Here is a 15,500-nt window from a genome sequence, read left to right as displayed (position 1 = left end):
AGACGTCGGAGACTGGCTGGAGCATCCCTCCCTTCGTCATCCCAGGGCGGAGCAAGGAGCGAAGCGACGCGGCGCAGACCCTGGGATCCATGCCGTTACCTCGCGGCAGTGCTCCACTCTGACCAGAATCGAATGCTTCTTGGCACCGGCTGGGCGTCCTCTACCAACCAGTCCCGCGAAACAGTTCGAACCACTCTGGATTGGTCTTCTCGATCAGCTCGATCTTCCACCGGCGTGGCCAGCGCTTCAGCGACTTCTCGCGCTGGATGGCGTCGCGAATGTCGAAATGTTCCTCGTACCAGACCAGACGCTGTACGCCGTAGCGGCTGGTGAAGCGCGAGCCTTCGCCAGATTTGTGCTCCGGCATGCGGCGGCCGAGGTCGTTGGTGACACCGATGTAGATCGTGCCGCGCTTCTGGCTTGCAGTCATGTAGGCGTAGCCGGTCATGGTTGAAGGGTAGCTGGCGCCGGTGCCGACGCAAGTGCAGTTCTGAACCGCTGCATTCTTCGACTGAGGTAACGGCATGGATCCCAGGGTCTCCGCGACGTCGCTTCGCTCCTGCTCCGCCCTAGGATGACGAAGGCGTGGTGGGCAGCTAATCCCAAACCCTGGAGATTGGTAGCGCGATTGGCCGGGGCTCCAGCCCTCAGCCCTTCAGGGTCGGTCAAAGGATCAAGCCCTACCGCCCGGTCTTCAGCATACGTGCCGCCTCGCCAGAAATCGCTGCTTCGAGCGCCTGCCAGTCGCCCAGGAATTCCCGGGGGAAGCGGTAGGTGAGGCTGAGATCGTCGCCGACCAGGATGTCGCGTTCGCAGGGCGCCAGCGACTCGTCCGCGCTCGGGCCGCTCAGGCAGCGGGCAACGAACGGATCCTTGCCGGGGCGGTTTGCGACCGCCAGCACTTCGTTGAGATAGCCTGATTTTTCGCTGAAAGCGTAAAGTGTGGTGCCGCCAGGGCCGGGCGTACCCGGCTTGGCGATCAGCGCGCTGTAGATCGGCGCAAAGCGGCCGCTCATGTCGCGCGACATCATCTGCGGCTCGAACGACAGGAAAATGATGTCCTTGCTGGGTCCGGTGTGGTTGAAGTCGTTGCGGGCAACCTCGCTGTAGCCGTCCATCTCGGGATAGCGCAAATAGAGGTCGAGCCGCGAGGCGATGCCGTCGCGCCGGGCCTGGGCAAAGCGGATGACATTGGCCGGCACGGCGATGATGTTGTTGCCGATGACGACCTTGTGGACCGTGGTGTCGTCGGTGTACCCGGCCATGGCGATCGAGCGGCCGAACCATTTGCCGCCAAGGCTGATCGCCACCGAAAGCAGCGCCAGCGTCGCGAACGCATAAAACACCCGCTTCATCAGCGTCGAATCGACGACGCTGAGTTGCGGGCCCTCTGTGGCGGCTGCCTGCTTCATCGCGATCCTCGTTGCCGTGCCATCGGTGTGCCTGAACGGCACATCTCGGCGCGGCACGGCTCTTGCTACGCAGCTTTGCAGGCGACTGTGCGATTTCATGGTAAACGGAGGGTAAAGATGAGCCCGGTCGAACAAATCATATTCAGTTTTATGGCTGGGCTGACGGCTTGCGGCCTGGCCGGATCGGCGATGGAACTGGTCGCCGGCCGCAAGCTTGCCTTCGTCCAGCCCTATGTATCGTCGAAGCACATGCTGCGCTCGCTCGCCGCGACGGCTTGCGCCGGGCCGCTGATGTTCGTCAACGAGGCGCTGGACGCCTGGCGGGAGCGTCGCATCTCGGTGCTGGGGCTGATCTCCTGCGGCTGTACGGCGACCATCTGGGCGCTGGCGCTGGGCATGGTGGTGATCGCCATTGCGTCGTGGGCGGCTTCGCTTCTAGGGTCTGGCACCTTGTCGGTGTGAGACAATCTGGAGACAGCGATGCCGATCTACGCGATTGACGGAAAAGCGCCCACCTTCGAGGACGCCGATAGCAACTGGATCGCGCCCGACGCCACGCTGATCGGCAATATCAGGATCGGCCGCAACGCCGGCTTCTGGTTCGGCGTCGTCACCCGCGGCGACGACGAGCCGATCGTCATCGGCGCCGACACCAACGTGCAGGAGCATACCATCATGCACACCGACGCCGGCTTTCCGCTAACCGTCGGCCAAGGCTGCACGATCGGCCACCGTGCCTTGCTGCATGGCTGCACGATCGGCGACAACAGCCTGATCGGCATGGGCGCCATCGTGCTGAACGGCGCGAAGATCGGTAACAACTCGCTGGTCGGGGCTGGTGCACTGGTCACCGAAGGCAAGCAATTCCCCGACAATTCGCTGATCGTCGGCTCGCCCGCGCGCGTCGTCAGGACGCTCGACGAGACAGCAATCGCGAGGCTACGCGCCTCGGCCGCGCATTATGTCGCCAATGGGAGGCGGTTCAGGGCGGGGCTGAAGAAGGTCTAGCGCCGGGCAGTGAAGGCCGCCTATCGCAAGCCCAGAAATGGTGGAGCCGGCCCGGGGACGGGGCCGGCTCCTAAACCCGGTCGTTGGGGACGGGGAGGGTGGGGACTCGACCGGGTTTCTCCTAAAGCGCGAAGTCATGCGACGCACTTAACCTCTGTTTTATGCATGTCGTTATCCCAAAACCGCTACGCACTTTTGGGCGACATGCATTGGCGTCCTCAGCGGACGCTGGCGACCGCGTCGGAGCGGCCGTCGTTGATCGTTACCCAGGCGCCGGAATTGCGGTCGGACTGGCGCTTCAGGTAGGTGTAACTGGTCTTGGTCCAGGACAGCACCTTGGGCTGGAGATTGTCGAGGATGAACTCTCCAAGGCTGGTGCGCACGGTCAGCACCGCATGGCCGTCCCCGTTGCGCTGGCGCACCACCGTCATCAGCAGATCGCCGGCCGGCACGCCCATGCTCATCAGTTCGCGGCGCTTTTCCAGCGCATAGTCCTCGCAGTCGCCGAAGCCTTTGGGAAACGACCAGACTTCTTCCTTGCCCCACATTTCCATGTCGGTGCGTGGCGCGACCCTGCTGTTGACCGAATTGTTGATCTTGACGATCGTTGCCCACAGCTTGCGGGTGAGTTCGACCGGTGCGCGGTTCGGCGTCCTCTGATTGCATTCCTGCGGAATCTGCCGGCACAATTCGTAGTGACCGACCGGCTGCGTGGTGCGGCCGCCGGTATGCATGAACGCCGGCTCCGCCGCGCTTACAATCCCCCAGCCGAAAAGCTGCATCGCTATTGCCGCCAGCAACAGCTTGCCCCTCGTCTTTTTCATTATTCAGTCTCCCCGTTTGAGGAGACAATGACACGGCTGGATTTATTTGACGCAAAAGCGCGAAGTAGACATTAAGTAAAACGCCCGTAGAATAAACATAAAATTTGATGCAATTGAGTATAGAATTATTTAAGGATTCTAGCCGGGTGCATTCCCATGCTTCGTAGCACCGTTCGAACAGCTAGGATGGCGATCTTCGCGATGGTGCTAAAGCTTCCGCGTCAGCCGCGCGGCGAGCTGAATTCGGTGTCGAGCGTTTCCGGCCGCTGGACGACGGCGAACTCGATGGCGACGCCATCTTCGAAATGGCGCACCACCTGGCCGCGCATGGTGCCCAGCGTCACCTGGACGCCGATGGCCGGCTTGACGTCGATCTCGATCGCGGCGCCCGACAGCGACAGATCGATGATGCGGCACTGGTACTGCCGTCCGTCAGCAAGTTGCAGCACGCTCGTCGGGTTGCGCGGTGCCACGCGTTCATGGCGGCGGTCTTCCGGCAGGTCGAGCTCGTGCTTGTTGGCAAGCCAGGTCAGTTGCGCGGCGAGCTTGTCCCGCTTGCGGTCCGACGCGATGACGGTCATCGCAAAGCCATCCTGCAAAGTGCGGGTGATGACGCCCTCGATGCGGCCGATGTGATCGATGTAGGCAATGACCTTTTCACCCGGCAGGCCGGCGCGCTCGGTGCGCAGTGCGACGTTGCCGGGCGACATGTCGACCACCTGGCAGGGATGTTCGGTGCGGTCTTCCAGCATGAAGCGTCCGTAAATCTTCACGCGGACGCGCTGAAAGTTACGCCTTTCAGCTTGGGACGGCGCATGGTCGACCGCCGCTGACCTCATGACTGCCATACCCCGTTCGGCATTCCGCGCATGGATGCGGGGAATTTCAGCGGAAAACTACAACAAAGCAGGTTAACAAAGGGGAAAGCCCGGCACTGTTGCTTTAAGCTTTGGCATCATTCTTCGCGTCCGCCGTCGAAGACGACCAGGTGACGGATGCGACGGGCCTGGCCGAGCGCCGAAATCGTCTCGGGCGGGTCGAATTCCGATGGGGCGAGCGAGGGAACTTCGATCGCCGGGCGGTTCTTCAGGAACATCGGCTCCTTGTCGGGATCGACGACACGGATCGAATCGATCAACGCGTCGAGAACCGGGTCGGCGCCCAGCCAGAAGGGCTTTTCAACGGCGCTTATCACGCCGAGGCAACGCGGACTCTCGACACCGCCGTCGAGCGGCAGTGCGAGCAGCTCGAACCTGTTGGAACGGCCGTTGCGGCTGAAACCCTCATAGGTGATGAGCACCACCGATTTCAGGTCGAAGACGCCATCGGTCAGCTTCGAGATCAGCCGCTGGTCCTTCTCGCGCCACAGCGAAGGGAATGAAAACCCCTTGAGTTCACGGCCATAGACTGCGCAAAGCCTGGTGCCGGCGAGCCGGAACACCGCTTCGCCGCGCGTGTCCTTTTCCAGGATGAACGTGTCGGCCAGCAGCGACTTGATGTCGGCCGGTTCGACTTCCGAGCGCTTCGGGGCAGGGCGTCCGTCACGCAACCGGTTCCAATAATGGAACAGCGTGATCGATCCGGTCTGGTTCATGCTAATGCTGCTCCGCGCATTCTGTCTTCTGATGTCCCATCGGTGAACAGAAGGGCGCCCTCCGAAGACCTACATGCGTTGCGGAGCAGGATGCGTGCCAGCATCGTTAATACTTGTTCACGGGTCGGGGCGGTTAAGGTTAACAACTGGTTTACGTTGCGCGCCGGCCAGGCCTGTGGCACACCAAAACCACTCCAGAAGCGGTCGTTTTGCGACGATCGGCAGCACTTCAGTCAAGAGTTCAGGGGGAGCAAGGGGGCTCGACCAGCCGTTCAAGGGAAACCTTGGACGGCTTCTTTTTTGATTCGGAGCTGCTGATTCGCCGTTTGTGATTCGGTTGGCCGTGATCTACATGCTCGCGAAGTCCAATCCAGCGACTGAGTGCAAGCCGTATGAGCGACCCAGAAAGCCCACCGGAGATCGAGCAGGGCGAGAGTGGGCCTGCCGCCCGCGAACCGGAGCAGCGCCGTGAACCGGTGTTCAACCTGCCGCCCGTTGTGCTGGCGGTGATCGGCGTCTGCGTCGCCGTCCATCTGATCCGGGTCTATTGGCTGACCGACGACCAGGACTTCGAACTGCTTGTCCGGGCAGCCTTTGTGCCGATCCGCTATTCCGGCCGCTTCGACCTGGATTTCTTCGCGTTTTCAAGCCCATTTACCTATGCCTTCCTGCATGGCGGCTTTGCCCATCTTGCCATCAACATGGTGTGGCTCGCGGCCTTCGGCTCACCGCTGGCCAACCGCTTCGGCGCGTTGCGCTTCAGCCTGTTCTTCGCCGCGACCGGACTGGCGGCGGTGGCGCTGTTCTGGGCCATGCATCCGCTTGGCGAGGCGCCGCTGGTCGGCGCCTCCGGCGCGATTTCCGGCATGATGGGTGCGGCGGCGCGCTATGGCTTCCGCATCGACCGCTCGTCGGGCAAGGCCGCCTTCGCCGGCCAGCCTTTGCCGATGGCGGCGGTGCTGCGCTCGCGCGGCGTCGTCACCTTCCTCGCCATGTGGATGGTGATCAACCTGGCGACCGGCCTCTTCGGCCTGGCGCCCGGCATTGACGGCCAGATCGCCTGGGAAGCCCATATTGGCGGCTTTCTTGCCGGCTTCTTCGGCCTGCGGTTCTTTGATCGGCGAGAGCAGGCGCTCCAACAGGCGGACGAGCCGGACACCTGAGAGCTCCGCACTTGAAATGAAACCGATCGCGGCGCACCATGTTCATACTAGGGAAAACCGGCCAAGGCAGGAGCCGGCAGGAAAATGCAGAGGAGGACGCCATGACTGTTAAGGCAATTCTCGAGGCAAAAGGCCACGACGTGGTGACGCTCGGGCCGAACGAAAAGCTCAGCGAAGCCATCCGCATGCTTTCCGAACACAGGATCGGCGCGCTGGTCATCACCAACGGCGATCACAAGATCGTCGGCATTCTTTCCGAGCGCGATGTGGTGCGGGTTCTTGCCAAGGAGGGGGCGGCGGCGCTCGACCTTGCCATCCGCTCGGCGATGACGCCCAAGGTGAAGATCTGCAATGAGAACCACACCGTCAACGAGGTCATGGAGATCATGACCAAGGGCCGCTTCCGCCATCTGCCGGTGGAAAAGAACGGGCTGCTCGACGGCATCGTGTCGATCGGCGACGTGGTCAAGCGGCGCATCGAGGATGTCGAGCGCGAGGCCGAGGAAATCAGGGCCTATATCGCCACGGCATAGGTGAGGGCGGCCGGGTTGCCGGCCATTGAATTTTTTCAAGCTGCTATAGCAGTCCATCGCGGCAGGTGCGGGCCTGTGCCGCGTCGGCGCCCGCGGCTTTGCGCTTGTCTCTCTTGGCGGTTTGCACTAGCGAAGTTGCACATCAAAATATGCGTTCTCGCATATCCGCAATTCCACTATGCAGGCCACTATGACCCTCATCGATACCCGCACGCCCGACGCCAAGCGCCTGGTTCCCGGCGCCACCGGCGACTGGGAGATCATCATCGGCCTCGAGGTCCATGCGCAGGTGACCTCGCAGGCAAAGCTGTTTTCCGGCGCCTCGACCATTTTCGGCGCCGCGCCCAATGCCAATGTCAGCCTGGTCGACGCGGCGATGCCCGGCATGCTGCCGGTCATCAACGAGGAATGCGTCAAGCAGGCGATCCGTACCGGGTTGGGCCTGAAGGCTGAGATCAACCACAAATCGGTCTTCGACAGGAAAAACTATTTCTATCCCGATCTGCCGCAGGGCTACCAGATCTCGCAGTTCAAGCAGCCGATCGTCGGCGAGGGCAAGGTGATCGTCTCGGTCGGCCCGGATCGGCAGGGCGAATTCGAGGACATCGAGGTCGGCATCGAGCGCCTGCACCTGGAGCAGGATGCCGGCAAGTCGATGCACGACCAGCATGCGACGATGTCCTATGTCGATCTCAATCGCTCCGGCGTGGCGCTGATGGAGATCGTCTCGAAGCCCGATATGCGCTCCGCCGATGAAGCCAAGGCCTATGTCACCAAGCTGCGCACCATCGTGCGCTATCTCGGCACGTGCGACGGCAATATGGACGAAGGCTCGTTGCGGGCCGACGTCAACGTCTCGGTGCGCCGGCCCGGCGGCGAATTCGGCACGCGCTGCGAGATCAAGAACGTCAACTCGATCCGCTTCATCGGCCAGGCCATCGACTATGAAGCACGCCGCCAGATTGCCATCCTCGAGGACGGCGGCAGGATCGAGCAGGAAACACGGCTGTTCGACCCCAACAAGGGTGAGACACGCTCGATGCGCTCCAAGGAAGAAGCGCATGACTACCGCTATTTCCCGGATCCCGATCTTCTGCCGCTGGAATTCGACCAGGCCTATGTCGATGAGTTGGCAAAGGACCTGCCGGAACTTCCCGACGCCAAGAAGGCGCGGCTGATCTCGTCGCTTGGCCTGTCGACCTACGATGCCTCGATCCTGGTATCGGAAAAGGCGGTCGCCGATTATTTCGAGAAGGTGGCGGCCGGGCGCGACGGCAAGCTCGCCGCCAACTGGGTCATCAACGACCTCCTGGGGGCCTTGAACAAGGCCGGCAAGGATATTGAAAACGCTCCTGTTTCGCCCGACCAGCTTGGTGCCGTCATCGACCTGATCAAGGAAGGCACCATCTCCGGCAAGATCGCCAAGGATCTGTTCGAAATCGTCTGGAACGAGGGCGGCGATCCGCGTCAGCTGGTCGAAAGCCGTGGCATGAAGCAGGTCACCGATACCGGCGCCATCGAAAAGGCGGTGGACGAGGTGATCGCGGCCAACCCGGACAAGGTCGAGCAGGCGCGCGCCAAGCCGACCATGGCCGGCTGGTTCGTCGGCCAGGTGATGAAGGCAACCGGCGGCAAGGCCAATCCGCAGGCGGTCAACGAGCTGGTCAAGGCCAAGCTCGGGATCGAGTAGGATGTTCGTCCGCACCGCCGGCGAGCGCGATCTGGCGGCGGTGCGCGCATTGCTGATCGAGACATGGCATGCCACCTATGACGCCATCTACGGCGCGGCGCGGGTTACCGAAATCACCGATGAATGGCATTCGATCGCCGCGCTCAAAGCACGGCTGACGCGGCCGAACTCGGAGTTCCTGGTCGCCGACGACGGCAAAAGCATCGGCGGCATGGCTTTCGCCGCCGCCACCACGGATGCCAGGATCGTCATGCTGAACCAGCTCTACGTGCATCCAGCCTGGCAGAGGCAAGGCATCGGCCAGGCGCTGCTGGACGAGGTCGAGGCCAGCTTTCCGGAGGCCCGAACGCTACGCGTCGAGGTCGAGGAAGCAAATGCTCCGGCCATCGCCTTCTACCGCTCGAGAGGGTTCTTGCCCGCCGGCAACACGGCCGATTGCGGCGGCGCCACAGGGTTGCCGGCGCTGGTTTTGGAGAAGGCGATCGGCTAGCTCGTTCGCCTGACGCTCAGTTGCGTTTCACAGGCAGGTTGGAGCAGCCGGCGGCGAGAAACTCGCACGGCAGGCTGCCGCCGCCGCCCGACGTGTGCGGGGGCGTAGCGGCTTCGATTTTTTCGACCTCGTAATATTTCGAGGTGACGCCCCATTTTTTGACGCCCTGGCACGTCGAGCGCACGCCAACCTCCGTCGCCTTCGCCGCCGTCTTGTAGTAGGTGGTGATCCGGCAGGATTGGCTGACCGGCAGCGCGTTCGCCGGGCTCGTGACCGGCGGCAGGAAGTTCGGGAAAGCAAGCAGTGAGATTGCCGCAATGATCCGGGCGGCGGGCATGGTGTGGGGAAGGTGCAGCATCGTTTGTCTCCATCGATGGCGCCGCTCGCTCGTGGCGAAGCGGCGCGTTTGTTCCCGCAGGATCAGGCCATGAAGCAGGCGCTGCCGCATCTGCCGCGCGGGGGATGGCGGCGGCGGTCCGAACCGCCGCCGTCATCCGCGAGTGGCCGCGTCAGGGCGTTTTCGGCTTGATGAGCTTCTTTATCGGAACAGCGACTTTTGGTGGCCGGACCGTACTGGCTCCACCGCCGACGGCCAGCCCGCCGCTGTTGAGATAGCGCACCGTATAGCGCAGCTCGTAGCCCGGAACTCTGATCCATGTAGGCTTGTGATTGAACTGGTCCGGAGGCCTCGAATACCACTTCGGGATCTGCATGATCTTGGAACCGGCACCGAATCCCGCAGTCTTGGCCGCTACCGCGAAGGCGCTGTCTCTGGGATCGTTCGGCGGCTGGTCGACATTGCCGATGACGACCAGCGAGTCGTATTTTCGCGCGTCGAGCCTGAGTGCGGGAAGGTTCAGCGCAGCCACGTCGCCTTCGCGCATCGTCAGCGCCTTCTGAAGGCCGTCCTCATTGGCGTAGACGTTGAGGTTAATGGCCTCGGATTCCGCATAGACCACATTGTTGTGGAAGTCGCGGGCCGCCAGACGCGTGAGGCTGTCGAAGGTCACTTCAACCGTCGGCTTGGCTATGGCGTCCGTCACAATCAGGTTGCGTCGCGGCACCGTCCAGAAGATGAGATCGTCGCCGGTGGCTTGCGTTCCGGCATCGGACCCGTCGATTGCCGAGCATTTCGAATTCGGAACCGGCGTCGTCACCGGCAGGGGTGCCGAAAACGAGCTGCGTACCTGCGCATCGATGTAGTTGCCGATGTTGAAAACATCTTCGAGGATGTTGCCGCCTTCGAAACTCGCCGGGCCGGGTTGCGAGCGGATGATGACCTGGCTGGAATCTGTCTGCCAGCGGCTGCAGAAGACGTTGACGTCTATGGGAATGCCGGTGTGACGGTCGGACGTCACCGGGATCGAGACCTTGATGGTGAGGATATAGGGAACTTTGACAAACCAGTTGTTCGGCTGGTTCAGCATCTGCGTCGCAAAGCGCGACGGCCGCCATTGCTTCAGCGATTCGATCGATGCGCGCGATGATCGTCCCTGGGCGGCTAGCTGTGCGTTGGTGGCGTCGACCTTGGCTTGCGCCAGGTTGCGGACGGTGTTGGTGATCAGGAACACGCCGAGTTCGGCTTTGCAGGGCCTGTTCGATTGTGTGGGGTTGCATGGGGCAAGTGCCGCACTGGGAACCGGCGGCCCCGAAGGCGGCGGCTGGGCGGCCGCGGTGGCCGCCATCAGACCGAAGAACAGCATCGTGCAGGTTTTCAACATGGTATCCTCGCTCTGTCGTTGGAAACCACCCTCCGGCTAGACAGCAGCATTTGTCCGATGGCGGTTCATCGCCCGCACGGGGGATGAACCGCGAAAACATCGGGCGGGCCTAGCGACGTCGAGCCGCCGTCCTTTCGGATTGGATGGCTACTGCTTCACGACGCCTTTGGTCGTCGCCTTCGGCGCGACGACCTTGGGCTTGGGGGTTTTCGGACCTGGGTCGACTACCAATGCGGCCGTGCAGGAGCATTTGCCCGAACCGCAGTTCAGGTCGCCCTTGCACATTTTGGAATGCCGCATGTCGGTGCAGTCGGCGGTCCCGGAGCAGGAGCAACTGCCTTGCCCGATCGTACCCGACTGACATTTGAAGCTCCATGCCGGATCGGCAGCAAGGCCGGCCACAGCGAGCGATAAGACAAAAAGCGTTGTCGAGATGAGCTTGCGCATGAATACCTCCCGGTTCTATCGAGCGATGGAACCACGGAGCAGCAACGCCTTCATCTCCCGCGCGGGAGATGAATTCGCGTACCGGTGACGATCGTCAATGCTGTCCCTTCAGCACGACGAGATAACCGCGTTCGACGCGAAGCCGGAACGCGATTTGGCCTGCGGTGCCGGGATCCTTGGAAACCTTGTCGATGACATAGCCGCTGGGATGCGAGCCAAGCCATTCTTCCGGTTTGTCGGTGGTTTCGAATGGCTTTTGCAACCGGGCCAGGAAGCCGACTTCGCCTTGATAGTCGAAAGCCACGGCCCAGTCCGCATCCTTTCGCTCGTCGACGAAGTTGGCGAGCGGCGTCAGGTCATAGCGTTTGAACGCGGTTGCCGATGCCACCGCGTGGCCGATGCCGAAAATGACGAGCATGACGACGGCCGAGCTTTTCAGCCTGGCGAGCGGGATCTCCGCCATGAAATACCCGAATAGGATGGTCACGAACGGCAACATCGGCACGACATAGTGGGGCTGCTTGCCGGATATCGCGCCGAATGCCAGCAACACGGCAACGAACGAGAACGACAGCAGGCGCAAGGCGCGCAGATCGGGCGACTTCGTCTCGATCAGGCTGCGTATCCGCGTGCGCAGCTTCAATCGCCATACCTCAGGTATAAAAATCCACGGTATGAACATGACCGGCAGCAGCAGCAGATAGAAATAGAACGGCCGGCCGTGCGAATTGCGCAAATTGCCGGTGACGCGCCCCGCCGATTGGTTCCAGACCAGATCATAGACGAAACTGCCCTTTGTCAGGATGGTCGCCGGCACCAGCCAAATCGCCACCGGAATTAGCGCGGCGAGCACTGCCAGGCCCACTCCAGCGAGGAAGTTCGGTGTCGCCAGTCCCGCCCGCCGGTCGCGCCAGAACGGGTAGAACAGGATGGGCGCGCCGATATGGATGAGCACCACCGGGCCTTTCGTCAGCACGCCCATGCCGATGAACAACCCGGCCAGAACGGCCTGCCAGCGGTCGCCGCTCCGGGCAAAGGCAATCAACGACAACAGCGCGGCGAGCACGAAGACCGTCAGCAACAGGTCGAACAGGATCAGCGTCGAATAGATGACGAACACGCTGCTTCCGACGACCAGCCAGGGGACGCGCCGTGCGATGTCGTCGCGGCCGGGAAACAGGGTCCTTGCCAAAGCCGTCGTCAGCCAGATGACGAGTGAGGAGGCGGCGAAGATGACCAGCATCGCCGCCGGCCGGCTGGCGCCGAAAACGGTCCAGACAAGGTCGATAAGCCAAAACAGCAGCGGCGGCTTCTGCAGATAGGGCGCGAAATTCATCGTCGGGACGAAGATCTGTCCGCTCAGATACATTTCCCAGGTGACGCTGAGATATCGCGTTTCGTCGACGGGCAGCAGTGGCCGGAAAGCGACCGCGATGACGATCAGCCCAAGCAGGAAAAGGTAGGGGAGCAGCCGCTCGGTAGATGTCGGTATCAAAGATCGAGATCCGCGCCAGAAACCATTTTCTTTCCAGCCGAGCATAGTGCCGCGTTTCTGGACCGCGAACGACCGCACCATGATTTTGGCCGAATTGCAACGATGCCGGTTTCGTTTTGCAGATTTTGCGGATGATGTTCTTAAAGGCTTGGAAAACTTACCGGCCGAGCCTTTTGGACCACGGCCGGTCCGGGGGATCTGCGCAAATCAACTGGAGCGCAACGGCGGCGACAATTCGCGCATCAAGAGTTCGAGCTCGCGCTGATCGCCGGTACCGGTCTTGTCGAAGATCGTCGCCAGCTGCGACTTGACGGTGCCGTCCGAGACGCCGCCGGCCGCGGCGATTTCCTTTCGCGTCAGGCCGGCGGCAACATGACCGGCGACGCGCCTTTCTGCCGCGGTCAGTCCGAACAGCGCCGCAATGGCGTCCAGCGCCGGGATTGGTGCCGAACCGGCCGCGGCGATGAAGATAGCCGCGGCGGCGCGCTGCGAGATACGCGCCGAGATTTCACGCCGCGCCAGCGGCATCACATGGGCCACCGCCGGAACGGCCGTCTTGGCCAGCGGAATGTTGATGCCGCAAGGTCCGAGCGCGAATTCGTCGCGCGTGCCGAGCTGGACGGCACGGCCGATCGCGGCATTGGCGTTGGAATAGGTGAAGGAAAGCTGTCCGCGCACGCAAGCGACCGAGATGTTTTCGGCGAGCAGCGCTTCGGCTGTCGGGTTGGCGAAGATGATGGTCATGTCTTCGGCGACGATCAGCACGGGATGGTCAAGGCTTTCGATGATGGAACGGAAGATTTCGGCCTTGCGCCGCTCCGCCTCGAACAGGTCGCCGATGGTCACCGCGCGCCGCACATGCGGCGCCAGCAGGCAGACAAGCTCGAGGTCCTCGCTGGAAATCTGGCGCCTGTCCTTGTCGGTAACCACCATCAGCGTGCCGATCCGGGTCGGCCGCTTCATCAACGCCACCCAGAAGAAATCGTCCAGCCGGTTGGGTTGCACCCATTCGCGCACGATGCGGCTTTCGAGCCATCTCTGTCGCGTATCTGGACCTTGCAGGGCGTAGATCGAATCGACAGTGAACGGCACGTCGATCTCCATCTTGGGAACCGCCGCATAGAACGGCACTTGCGAGCCGTAGTCATGCTTCAACGGCTCAAGAACTGCGGGATCGCCGCAAGACACCGAAAACCGCGCGGAACTGCTGATCGTGTCGATGACGGCGAGCATGGCAAGCTGGCCTTCCGCCAGGCTGCAGATGGCCTCGAGTGTCGCTTGCCAGCGGCCGACGTCGGCAATCGAATCGTAGATCGCCTCAACGACCTGCGGCAATGCGCGACCGGCCGTGCCCGCCAGCGATGACATGAGCCCCTCTCATTTGCCGCCCTTGAGGCGACGAAGCATCAATTCCTAGAATAACGCTGCGTAAGGTTGCCAACAACCCATTTCATCTGCTTCGCGCGGACGCGAGGATCGCATGAACGTATAGTTTGCCCGCCAGCCATTTGCTCGTCGGTTGCGGCAAGACCCTTGCCTTCGCAATGCCGTGACGCCATAAGCAGGAACAGGCGCCGCGAGGACTTGCTACAAGGACTTGCCACGAGGATTTGGATGAAAACTTTCCTTCTGCAGTTTTTCACCTGGTGGAACAGCCAGACGCTGGGAACGCGCTTCCACACCTGGCGGCACGGCAAGATGGTCGGGCAGGACGAGGTCGGCAACGTCTACTACGAGGGCGGCGTCGATTCGGAAGGCCGCACCCGCCGCTGGGTCATCTACCGCGACTATTCGGAAGCCTCGGCGATTCCGCCCGGCTGGCATGGCTGGATCCATCACCGTGTCGACGTTGCGCCGCCAACGGAAGACTACAAGCCCCGCGACTGGCAAAAGCCGCATGTGCCGAACCTCACCGGCAGCCCCGCAGCCTATCGCCCGAAGGGCTCGGTGCTGACCAACCAGCATCGTCCGCAGGTGACGGGCGACTACGACGCCTGGACGCCCGGTTCGTGATCGATCGCCGCGACACGCGCGCGGTTCCCACAGGCACCGTCCCCACGGGCGCGGTCCTTTGTCGCCACAATTGCTGTTTAGCTGTTTGCTGATCCGACAGCAGCAACTAGCCTTGGCGTTAAGAGAATCACCCGGGCGCAAACCACCGGACCTTGCATGAGCATGTTCAGCCGAATTTTGACGGGCGGATTAACCGCGGTCGTTCTCGCTTCTATGGTGGCGCTTGCTGCTGCGCAGGAGTTGGCGCCGCCTGCGCCGGACGCGTCGGTGGCACCCGCAGCACCCGCAGTATCCGAGCGCATCACCAATCCCGTCGCTGAATTCGCCGGCATCGACAAGATCACCGGCCGGATCATCACCTTCGACGTCTATATCGACGAGACGGTGCAATTCGGCGCTTTGCAGGTGACGCCGCGCATCTGCTATTCGCGGCCGGAAAACGAAGAGCCGAAGACGGATTCGTTCGTCGAGGTCGACGAGATCACGCTCGACCGGAAAATCCGCCGTATCTTCACCGGCTGGATGTTTGCCGAAAGCCCCGGGATCAACGCCGTCGAGCACGCCGTCTATGATATCTGGCTGAAGGGCTGCAAGCAGAAGTCCGACGTGCCGGCACCCGCTGCCCCCAAAACCAACTAGAACCTGTCAGCGCGGCGGATACGGCGTCTTGCGGAACCGCCTTGTTGTCCGAGCGTTGGGGCCTCTCTAGGGAGGAGGTTGCCATGATGATGGCCAACAAAAGCGAGCTTCTCGACATCGAAAAGGGATTCTGGACCGGCGACGCCGACTATTTCAAGGCCAACGCCGACACCGAATGCCTGGTGGCCTTCCCGCAGATGGCGCGGGTGATGAGCAACGCCGATCTGGCCAAAACCGCGACGGAGCCGAAGCGCTGGCGCGAGCTCGACATCGACCTCAAGGGCATCATCGAGCCCGGCAGCGACATCGTCATGCTGACCTACGAGGCGCGTGCGACCCGGCAAAATGGCGAAGCCTATGCAGCACTGGTCAGTACCGGCTATGTCCACCGCGTCAATGGCTGGAAGATGATGTTCCATGCACAGACACCGCTGGTGACGGCGACCAAGGGCTGACCGGCCGGTAGAGCAA

Annotated in this window: 19 protein-coding genes; 9 read left to right on the top strand and 10 right to left on the bottom strand. The window is 62.1% G+C overall.

The features are described 5' to 3' along the window. Positions 1–160: 160 nt before the first annotated feature. Both NKI22_RS11280 and NKI22_RS11275 read right to left on the bottom strand, forming a co-directional pair. The gene (locus NKI22_RS11280) at positions 161–448 is read right to left on the bottom strand and encodes a GIY-YIG nuclease family protein (protein ID WP_352481307.1); all 288 of its coding nucleotides are present in this window, start codon (positions 446–448) and stop codon (positions 161–163) included. 232 nt (positions 449–680) lie between these two features. Next, positions 681–1,412: a hypothetical protein gene (locus NKI22_RS11275; RefSeq protein ID WP_352817538.1), complete on the bottom strand. Its 732-nt coding sequence runs from the start codon at positions 1,410–1,412 to the stop codon at positions 681–683. A gap of 117 nt (positions 1,413–1,529) precedes the next feature. On the opposite strand from NKI22_RS11275, the gene NKI22_RS11270 reads away from it, so the two are divergent. Together NKI22_RS11270 and NKI22_RS11265 are read left to right on the top strand one after the other, a co-directional pair. Next, positions 1,530–1,874 carry a DUF6949 family protein gene (locus NKI22_RS11270; protein ID WP_352817541.1) on the top strand — a complete coding sequence of 115 codons (345 nt, stop codon included), beginning with the start codon at positions 1,530–1,532 and terminating at the stop codon, positions 1,872–1,874. An 18-nt stretch (positions 1,875–1,892) separates the two neighbouring features. Continuing rightward, on the top strand, positions 1,893–2,420 hold the full coding sequence (locus NKI22_RS11265; protein WP_352958433.1) for a gamma carbonic anhydrase family protein: 528 nt from the start codon (positions 1,893–1,895) through the stop codon (positions 2,418–2,420). Between the two features lie 218 nt (positions 2,421–2,638). Here NKI22_RS11265 and NKI22_RS11260 read toward each other — a convergent pair whose 3' ends face one another. The 3 genes from NKI22_RS11260 to NKI22_RS11250 all read right to left on the bottom strand — a co-directional run bounded on the left by NKI22_RS11260 (position 2,639) and on the right by NKI22_RS11250 (position 4,838). Next, positions 2,639–3,244: a transglutaminase-like cysteine peptidase gene (locus NKI22_RS11260; RefSeq protein ID WP_352818038.1), complete on the bottom strand. Its 606-nt coding sequence runs from the start codon at positions 3,242–3,244 to the stop codon at positions 2,639–2,641. 221 nt (positions 3,245–3,465) lie between these two features. Then, positions 3,466–4,083 (bottom strand): PilZ domain-containing protein, encoded by a 618-nt coding sequence (locus NKI22_RS11255; protein WP_023717461.1) that lies wholly within the window; start codon positions 4,081–4,083, stop codon positions 3,466–3,468. A gap of 116 nt (positions 4,084–4,199) precedes the next feature. Then, positions 4,200–4,838: a PAS domain-containing protein gene (locus NKI22_RS11250; RefSeq protein WP_023717462.1), complete on the bottom strand. Its 639-nt coding sequence runs from the start codon at positions 4,836–4,838 to the stop codon at positions 4,200–4,202. A gap of 392 nt (positions 4,839–5,230) precedes the next feature. Between NKI22_RS11250 and NKI22_RS11245 the strand changes: the two genes are divergently transcribed. The 4 genes from NKI22_RS11245 to NKI22_RS11230 all read left to right on the top strand — a co-directional run bounded on the left by NKI22_RS11245 (position 5,231) and on the right by NKI22_RS11230 (position 8,714). Continuing rightward, a complete protein-coding gene (locus NKI22_RS11245) occupies positions 5,231–6,001 on the top strand; it encodes a rhomboid family intramembrane serine protease (RefSeq protein WP_352818034.1) in 771 nt (256 codons plus the stop codon). Positions 6,002–6,102: 101 nt separating this feature from the next. Further along, complete coding sequence (locus tag NKI22_RS11240; protein WP_023717464.1) at positions 6,103–6,534, top strand: CBS domain-containing protein; 432 nt, start codon at positions 6,103–6,105, stop codon at positions 6,532–6,534. 190 nt (positions 6,535–6,724) lie between these two features. Continuing rightward, entirely contained in the window at positions 6,725–8,224 is a 1,500-nt protein-coding gene (gene gatB, locus NKI22_RS11235; RefSeq protein WP_352484544.1) for an Asp-tRNA(Asn)/Glu-tRNA(Gln) amidotransferase subunit GatB, read from the top strand. Between the two features lies 1 nt (position 8,225). Further along, positions 8,226–8,714, top strand: a complete 489-nt coding sequence (locus NKI22_RS11230; RefSeq protein ID WP_352818031.1) for a GNAT family N-acetyltransferase — start codon at positions 8,226–8,228, stop codon at positions 8,712–8,714. Between the two features lie 16 nt (positions 8,715–8,730). Here the strand turns inward: NKI22_RS11230 and NKI22_RS11225 are convergent, their stop codons facing one another. From NKI22_RS11225 to NKI22_RS11205, 5 genes are all read right to left on the bottom strand, one after another. Then, positions 8,731–9,162, bottom strand: coding sequence for a hypothetical protein (locus tag NKI22_RS11225; RefSeq protein WP_023717467.1), 432 nt, complete (start codon positions 9,160–9,162; stop codon positions 8,731–8,733). 61 nt (positions 9,163–9,223) lie between these two features. Further along, positions 9,224–10,435, bottom strand: coding sequence for a hypothetical protein (locus NKI22_RS11220; protein WP_352958431.1), 1,212 nt, complete (start codon positions 10,433–10,435; stop codon positions 9,224–9,226). A gap of 147 nt (positions 10,436–10,582) precedes the next feature. Next, entirely contained in the window at positions 10,583–10,882 is a 300-nt protein-coding gene (locus NKI22_RS11215; protein ID WP_352484548.1) for a hypothetical protein, read from the bottom strand. 94 nt (positions 10,883–10,976) lie between these two features. Next, the gene (locus tag NKI22_RS11210; protein ID WP_352818023.1) at positions 10,977–12,377 is read right to left on the bottom strand and encodes an ArnT family glycosyltransferase; all 1,401 of its coding nucleotides are present in this window, start codon (positions 12,375–12,377) and stop codon (positions 10,977–10,979) included. A 207-nt stretch (positions 12,378–12,584) separates the two neighbouring features. Continuing rightward, entirely contained in the window at positions 12,585–13,745 is a 1,161-nt protein-coding gene (locus tag NKI22_RS11205; RefSeq protein WP_352818020.1) for a helix-turn-helix transcriptional regulator, read from the bottom strand. Positions 13,746–13,991: 246 nt separating this feature from the next. Between NKI22_RS11205 and NKI22_RS11200 the strand changes: the two genes are divergently transcribed. The 3 genes from NKI22_RS11200 (at position 13,992) to NKI22_RS11190 (ending at position 15,484) form a co-directional block, all read left to right on the top strand. Then, positions 13,992–14,390 carry an NADH:ubiquinone oxidoreductase subunit NDUFA12 gene (locus tag NKI22_RS11200; RefSeq protein WP_352484551.1) on the top strand — a complete coding sequence of 133 codons (399 nt, stop codon included), beginning with the start codon at positions 13,992–13,994 and terminating at the stop codon, positions 14,388–14,390. Positions 14,391–14,546: 156 nt separating this feature from the next. After that, complete coding sequence (locus tag NKI22_RS11195) at positions 14,547–15,029, top strand: DUF2155 domain-containing protein (RefSeq protein ID WP_352451095.1); 483 nt, start codon at positions 14,547–14,549, stop codon at positions 15,027–15,029. 86 nt (positions 15,030–15,115) lie between these two features. Continuing rightward, positions 15,116–15,484, top strand: coding sequence for a hypothetical protein (locus NKI22_RS11190; protein ID WP_023717474.1), 369 nt, complete (start codon positions 15,116–15,118; stop codon positions 15,482–15,484). Positions 15,485–15,500 lie beyond the last annotated feature (16 nt).

Origin of the sequence: Mesorhizobium sp. M0778, assembly GCF_040320105.1 — a bacterium.
Taxonomy (GTDB): domain Bacteria; phylum Pseudomonadota; class Alphaproteobacteria; order Rhizobiales; family Rhizobiaceae; genus Mesorhizobium.
The sequence above is the reverse complement of the archived record's forward strand: the minus strand, read 5'-3'. Positions and strand labels throughout refer to the sequence as shown.

Excerpts from the sequence above, each read along its gene's own strand:
- NKI22_RS11260 (WP_352818038.1), bottom strand. The coding sequence starts at position 3,244 with ATGAAAAAGACGAGGGGCAAGCTGTTGCTGGCGGCAATAGCGATGCAG.
- NKI22_RS11225 (WP_023717467.1), bottom strand. The coding sequence starts at position 9,162 with ATGCGGCAGCGCCTGCTTCATGGCCTGATCCTGCGGGAACAAACGCGC.
- NKI22_RS11215 (WP_352484548.1), bottom strand. The coding sequence starts at position 10,882 with ATGCGCAAGCTCATCTCGACAACGCTTTTTGTCTTATCGCTCGCTGTG.
- NKI22_RS11245 (WP_352818034.1), top strand. The coding sequence starts at position 5,231 with ATGAGCGACCCAGAAAGCCCACCGGAGATCGAGCAGGGCGAGAGTGGG.
- NKI22_RS11240 (WP_023717464.1), top strand. The coding sequence starts at position 6,103 with ATGACTGTTAAGGCAATTCTCGAGGCAAAAGGCCACGACGTGGTGACG.
- NKI22_RS11200 (WP_352484551.1), top strand. The coding sequence starts at position 13,992 with ATGAAAACTTTCCTTCTGCAGTTTTTCACCTGGTGGAACAGCCAGACG.
- NKI22_RS11220 (WP_352958431.1), bottom strand. The coding sequence starts at position 10,435 with ATGTTGAAAACCTGCACGATGCTGTTCTTCGGTCTGATGGCGGCCACC.
- NKI22_RS11250 (WP_023717462.1), bottom strand. The coding sequence starts at position 4,838 with ATGAACCAGACCGGATCGATCACGCTGTTCCATTATTGGAACCGGTTG.
- NKI22_RS11275 (WP_352817538.1), bottom strand. The coding sequence starts at position 1,412 with ATGAAGCAGGCAGCCGCCACAGAGGGCCCGCAACTCAGCGTCGTCGAT.
- NKI22_RS11230 (WP_352818031.1), top strand. The coding sequence starts at position 8,226 with ATGTTCGTCCGCACCGCCGGCGAGCGCGATCTGGCGGCGGTGCGCGCA.
- NKI22_RS11255 (WP_023717461.1), bottom strand. The coding sequence starts at position 4,083 with ATGAGGTCAGCGGCGGTCGACCATGCGCCGTCCCAAGCTGAAAGGCGT.
- gatB (WP_352484544.1), top strand. The coding sequence starts at position 6,725 with ATGACCCTCATCGATACCCGCACGCCCGACGCCAAGCGCCTGGTTCCC.
- NKI22_RS11195 (WP_352451095.1), top strand. The coding sequence starts at position 14,547 with ATGAGCATGTTCAGCCGAATTTTGACGGGCGGATTAACCGCGGTCGTT.
- NKI22_RS11190 (WP_023717474.1), top strand. The coding sequence starts at position 15,116 with ATGATGGCCAACAAAAGCGAGCTTCTCGACATCGAAAAGGGATTCTGG.
- NKI22_RS11205 (WP_352818020.1), bottom strand. The coding sequence starts at position 13,745 with ATGTCATCGCTGGCGGGCACGGCCGGTCGCGCATTGCCGCAGGTCGTT.
- NKI22_RS11270 (WP_352817541.1), top strand. The coding sequence starts at position 1,530 with ATGAGCCCGGTCGAACAAATCATATTCAGTTTTATGGCTGGGCTGACG.
- NKI22_RS11265 (WP_352958433.1), top strand. The coding sequence starts at position 1,893 with ATGCCGATCTACGCGATTGACGGAAAAGCGCCCACCTTCGAGGACGCC.
- NKI22_RS11280 (WP_352481307.1), bottom strand. The coding sequence starts at position 448 with ATGACCGGCTACGCCTACATGACTGCAAGCCAGAAGCGCGGCACGATC.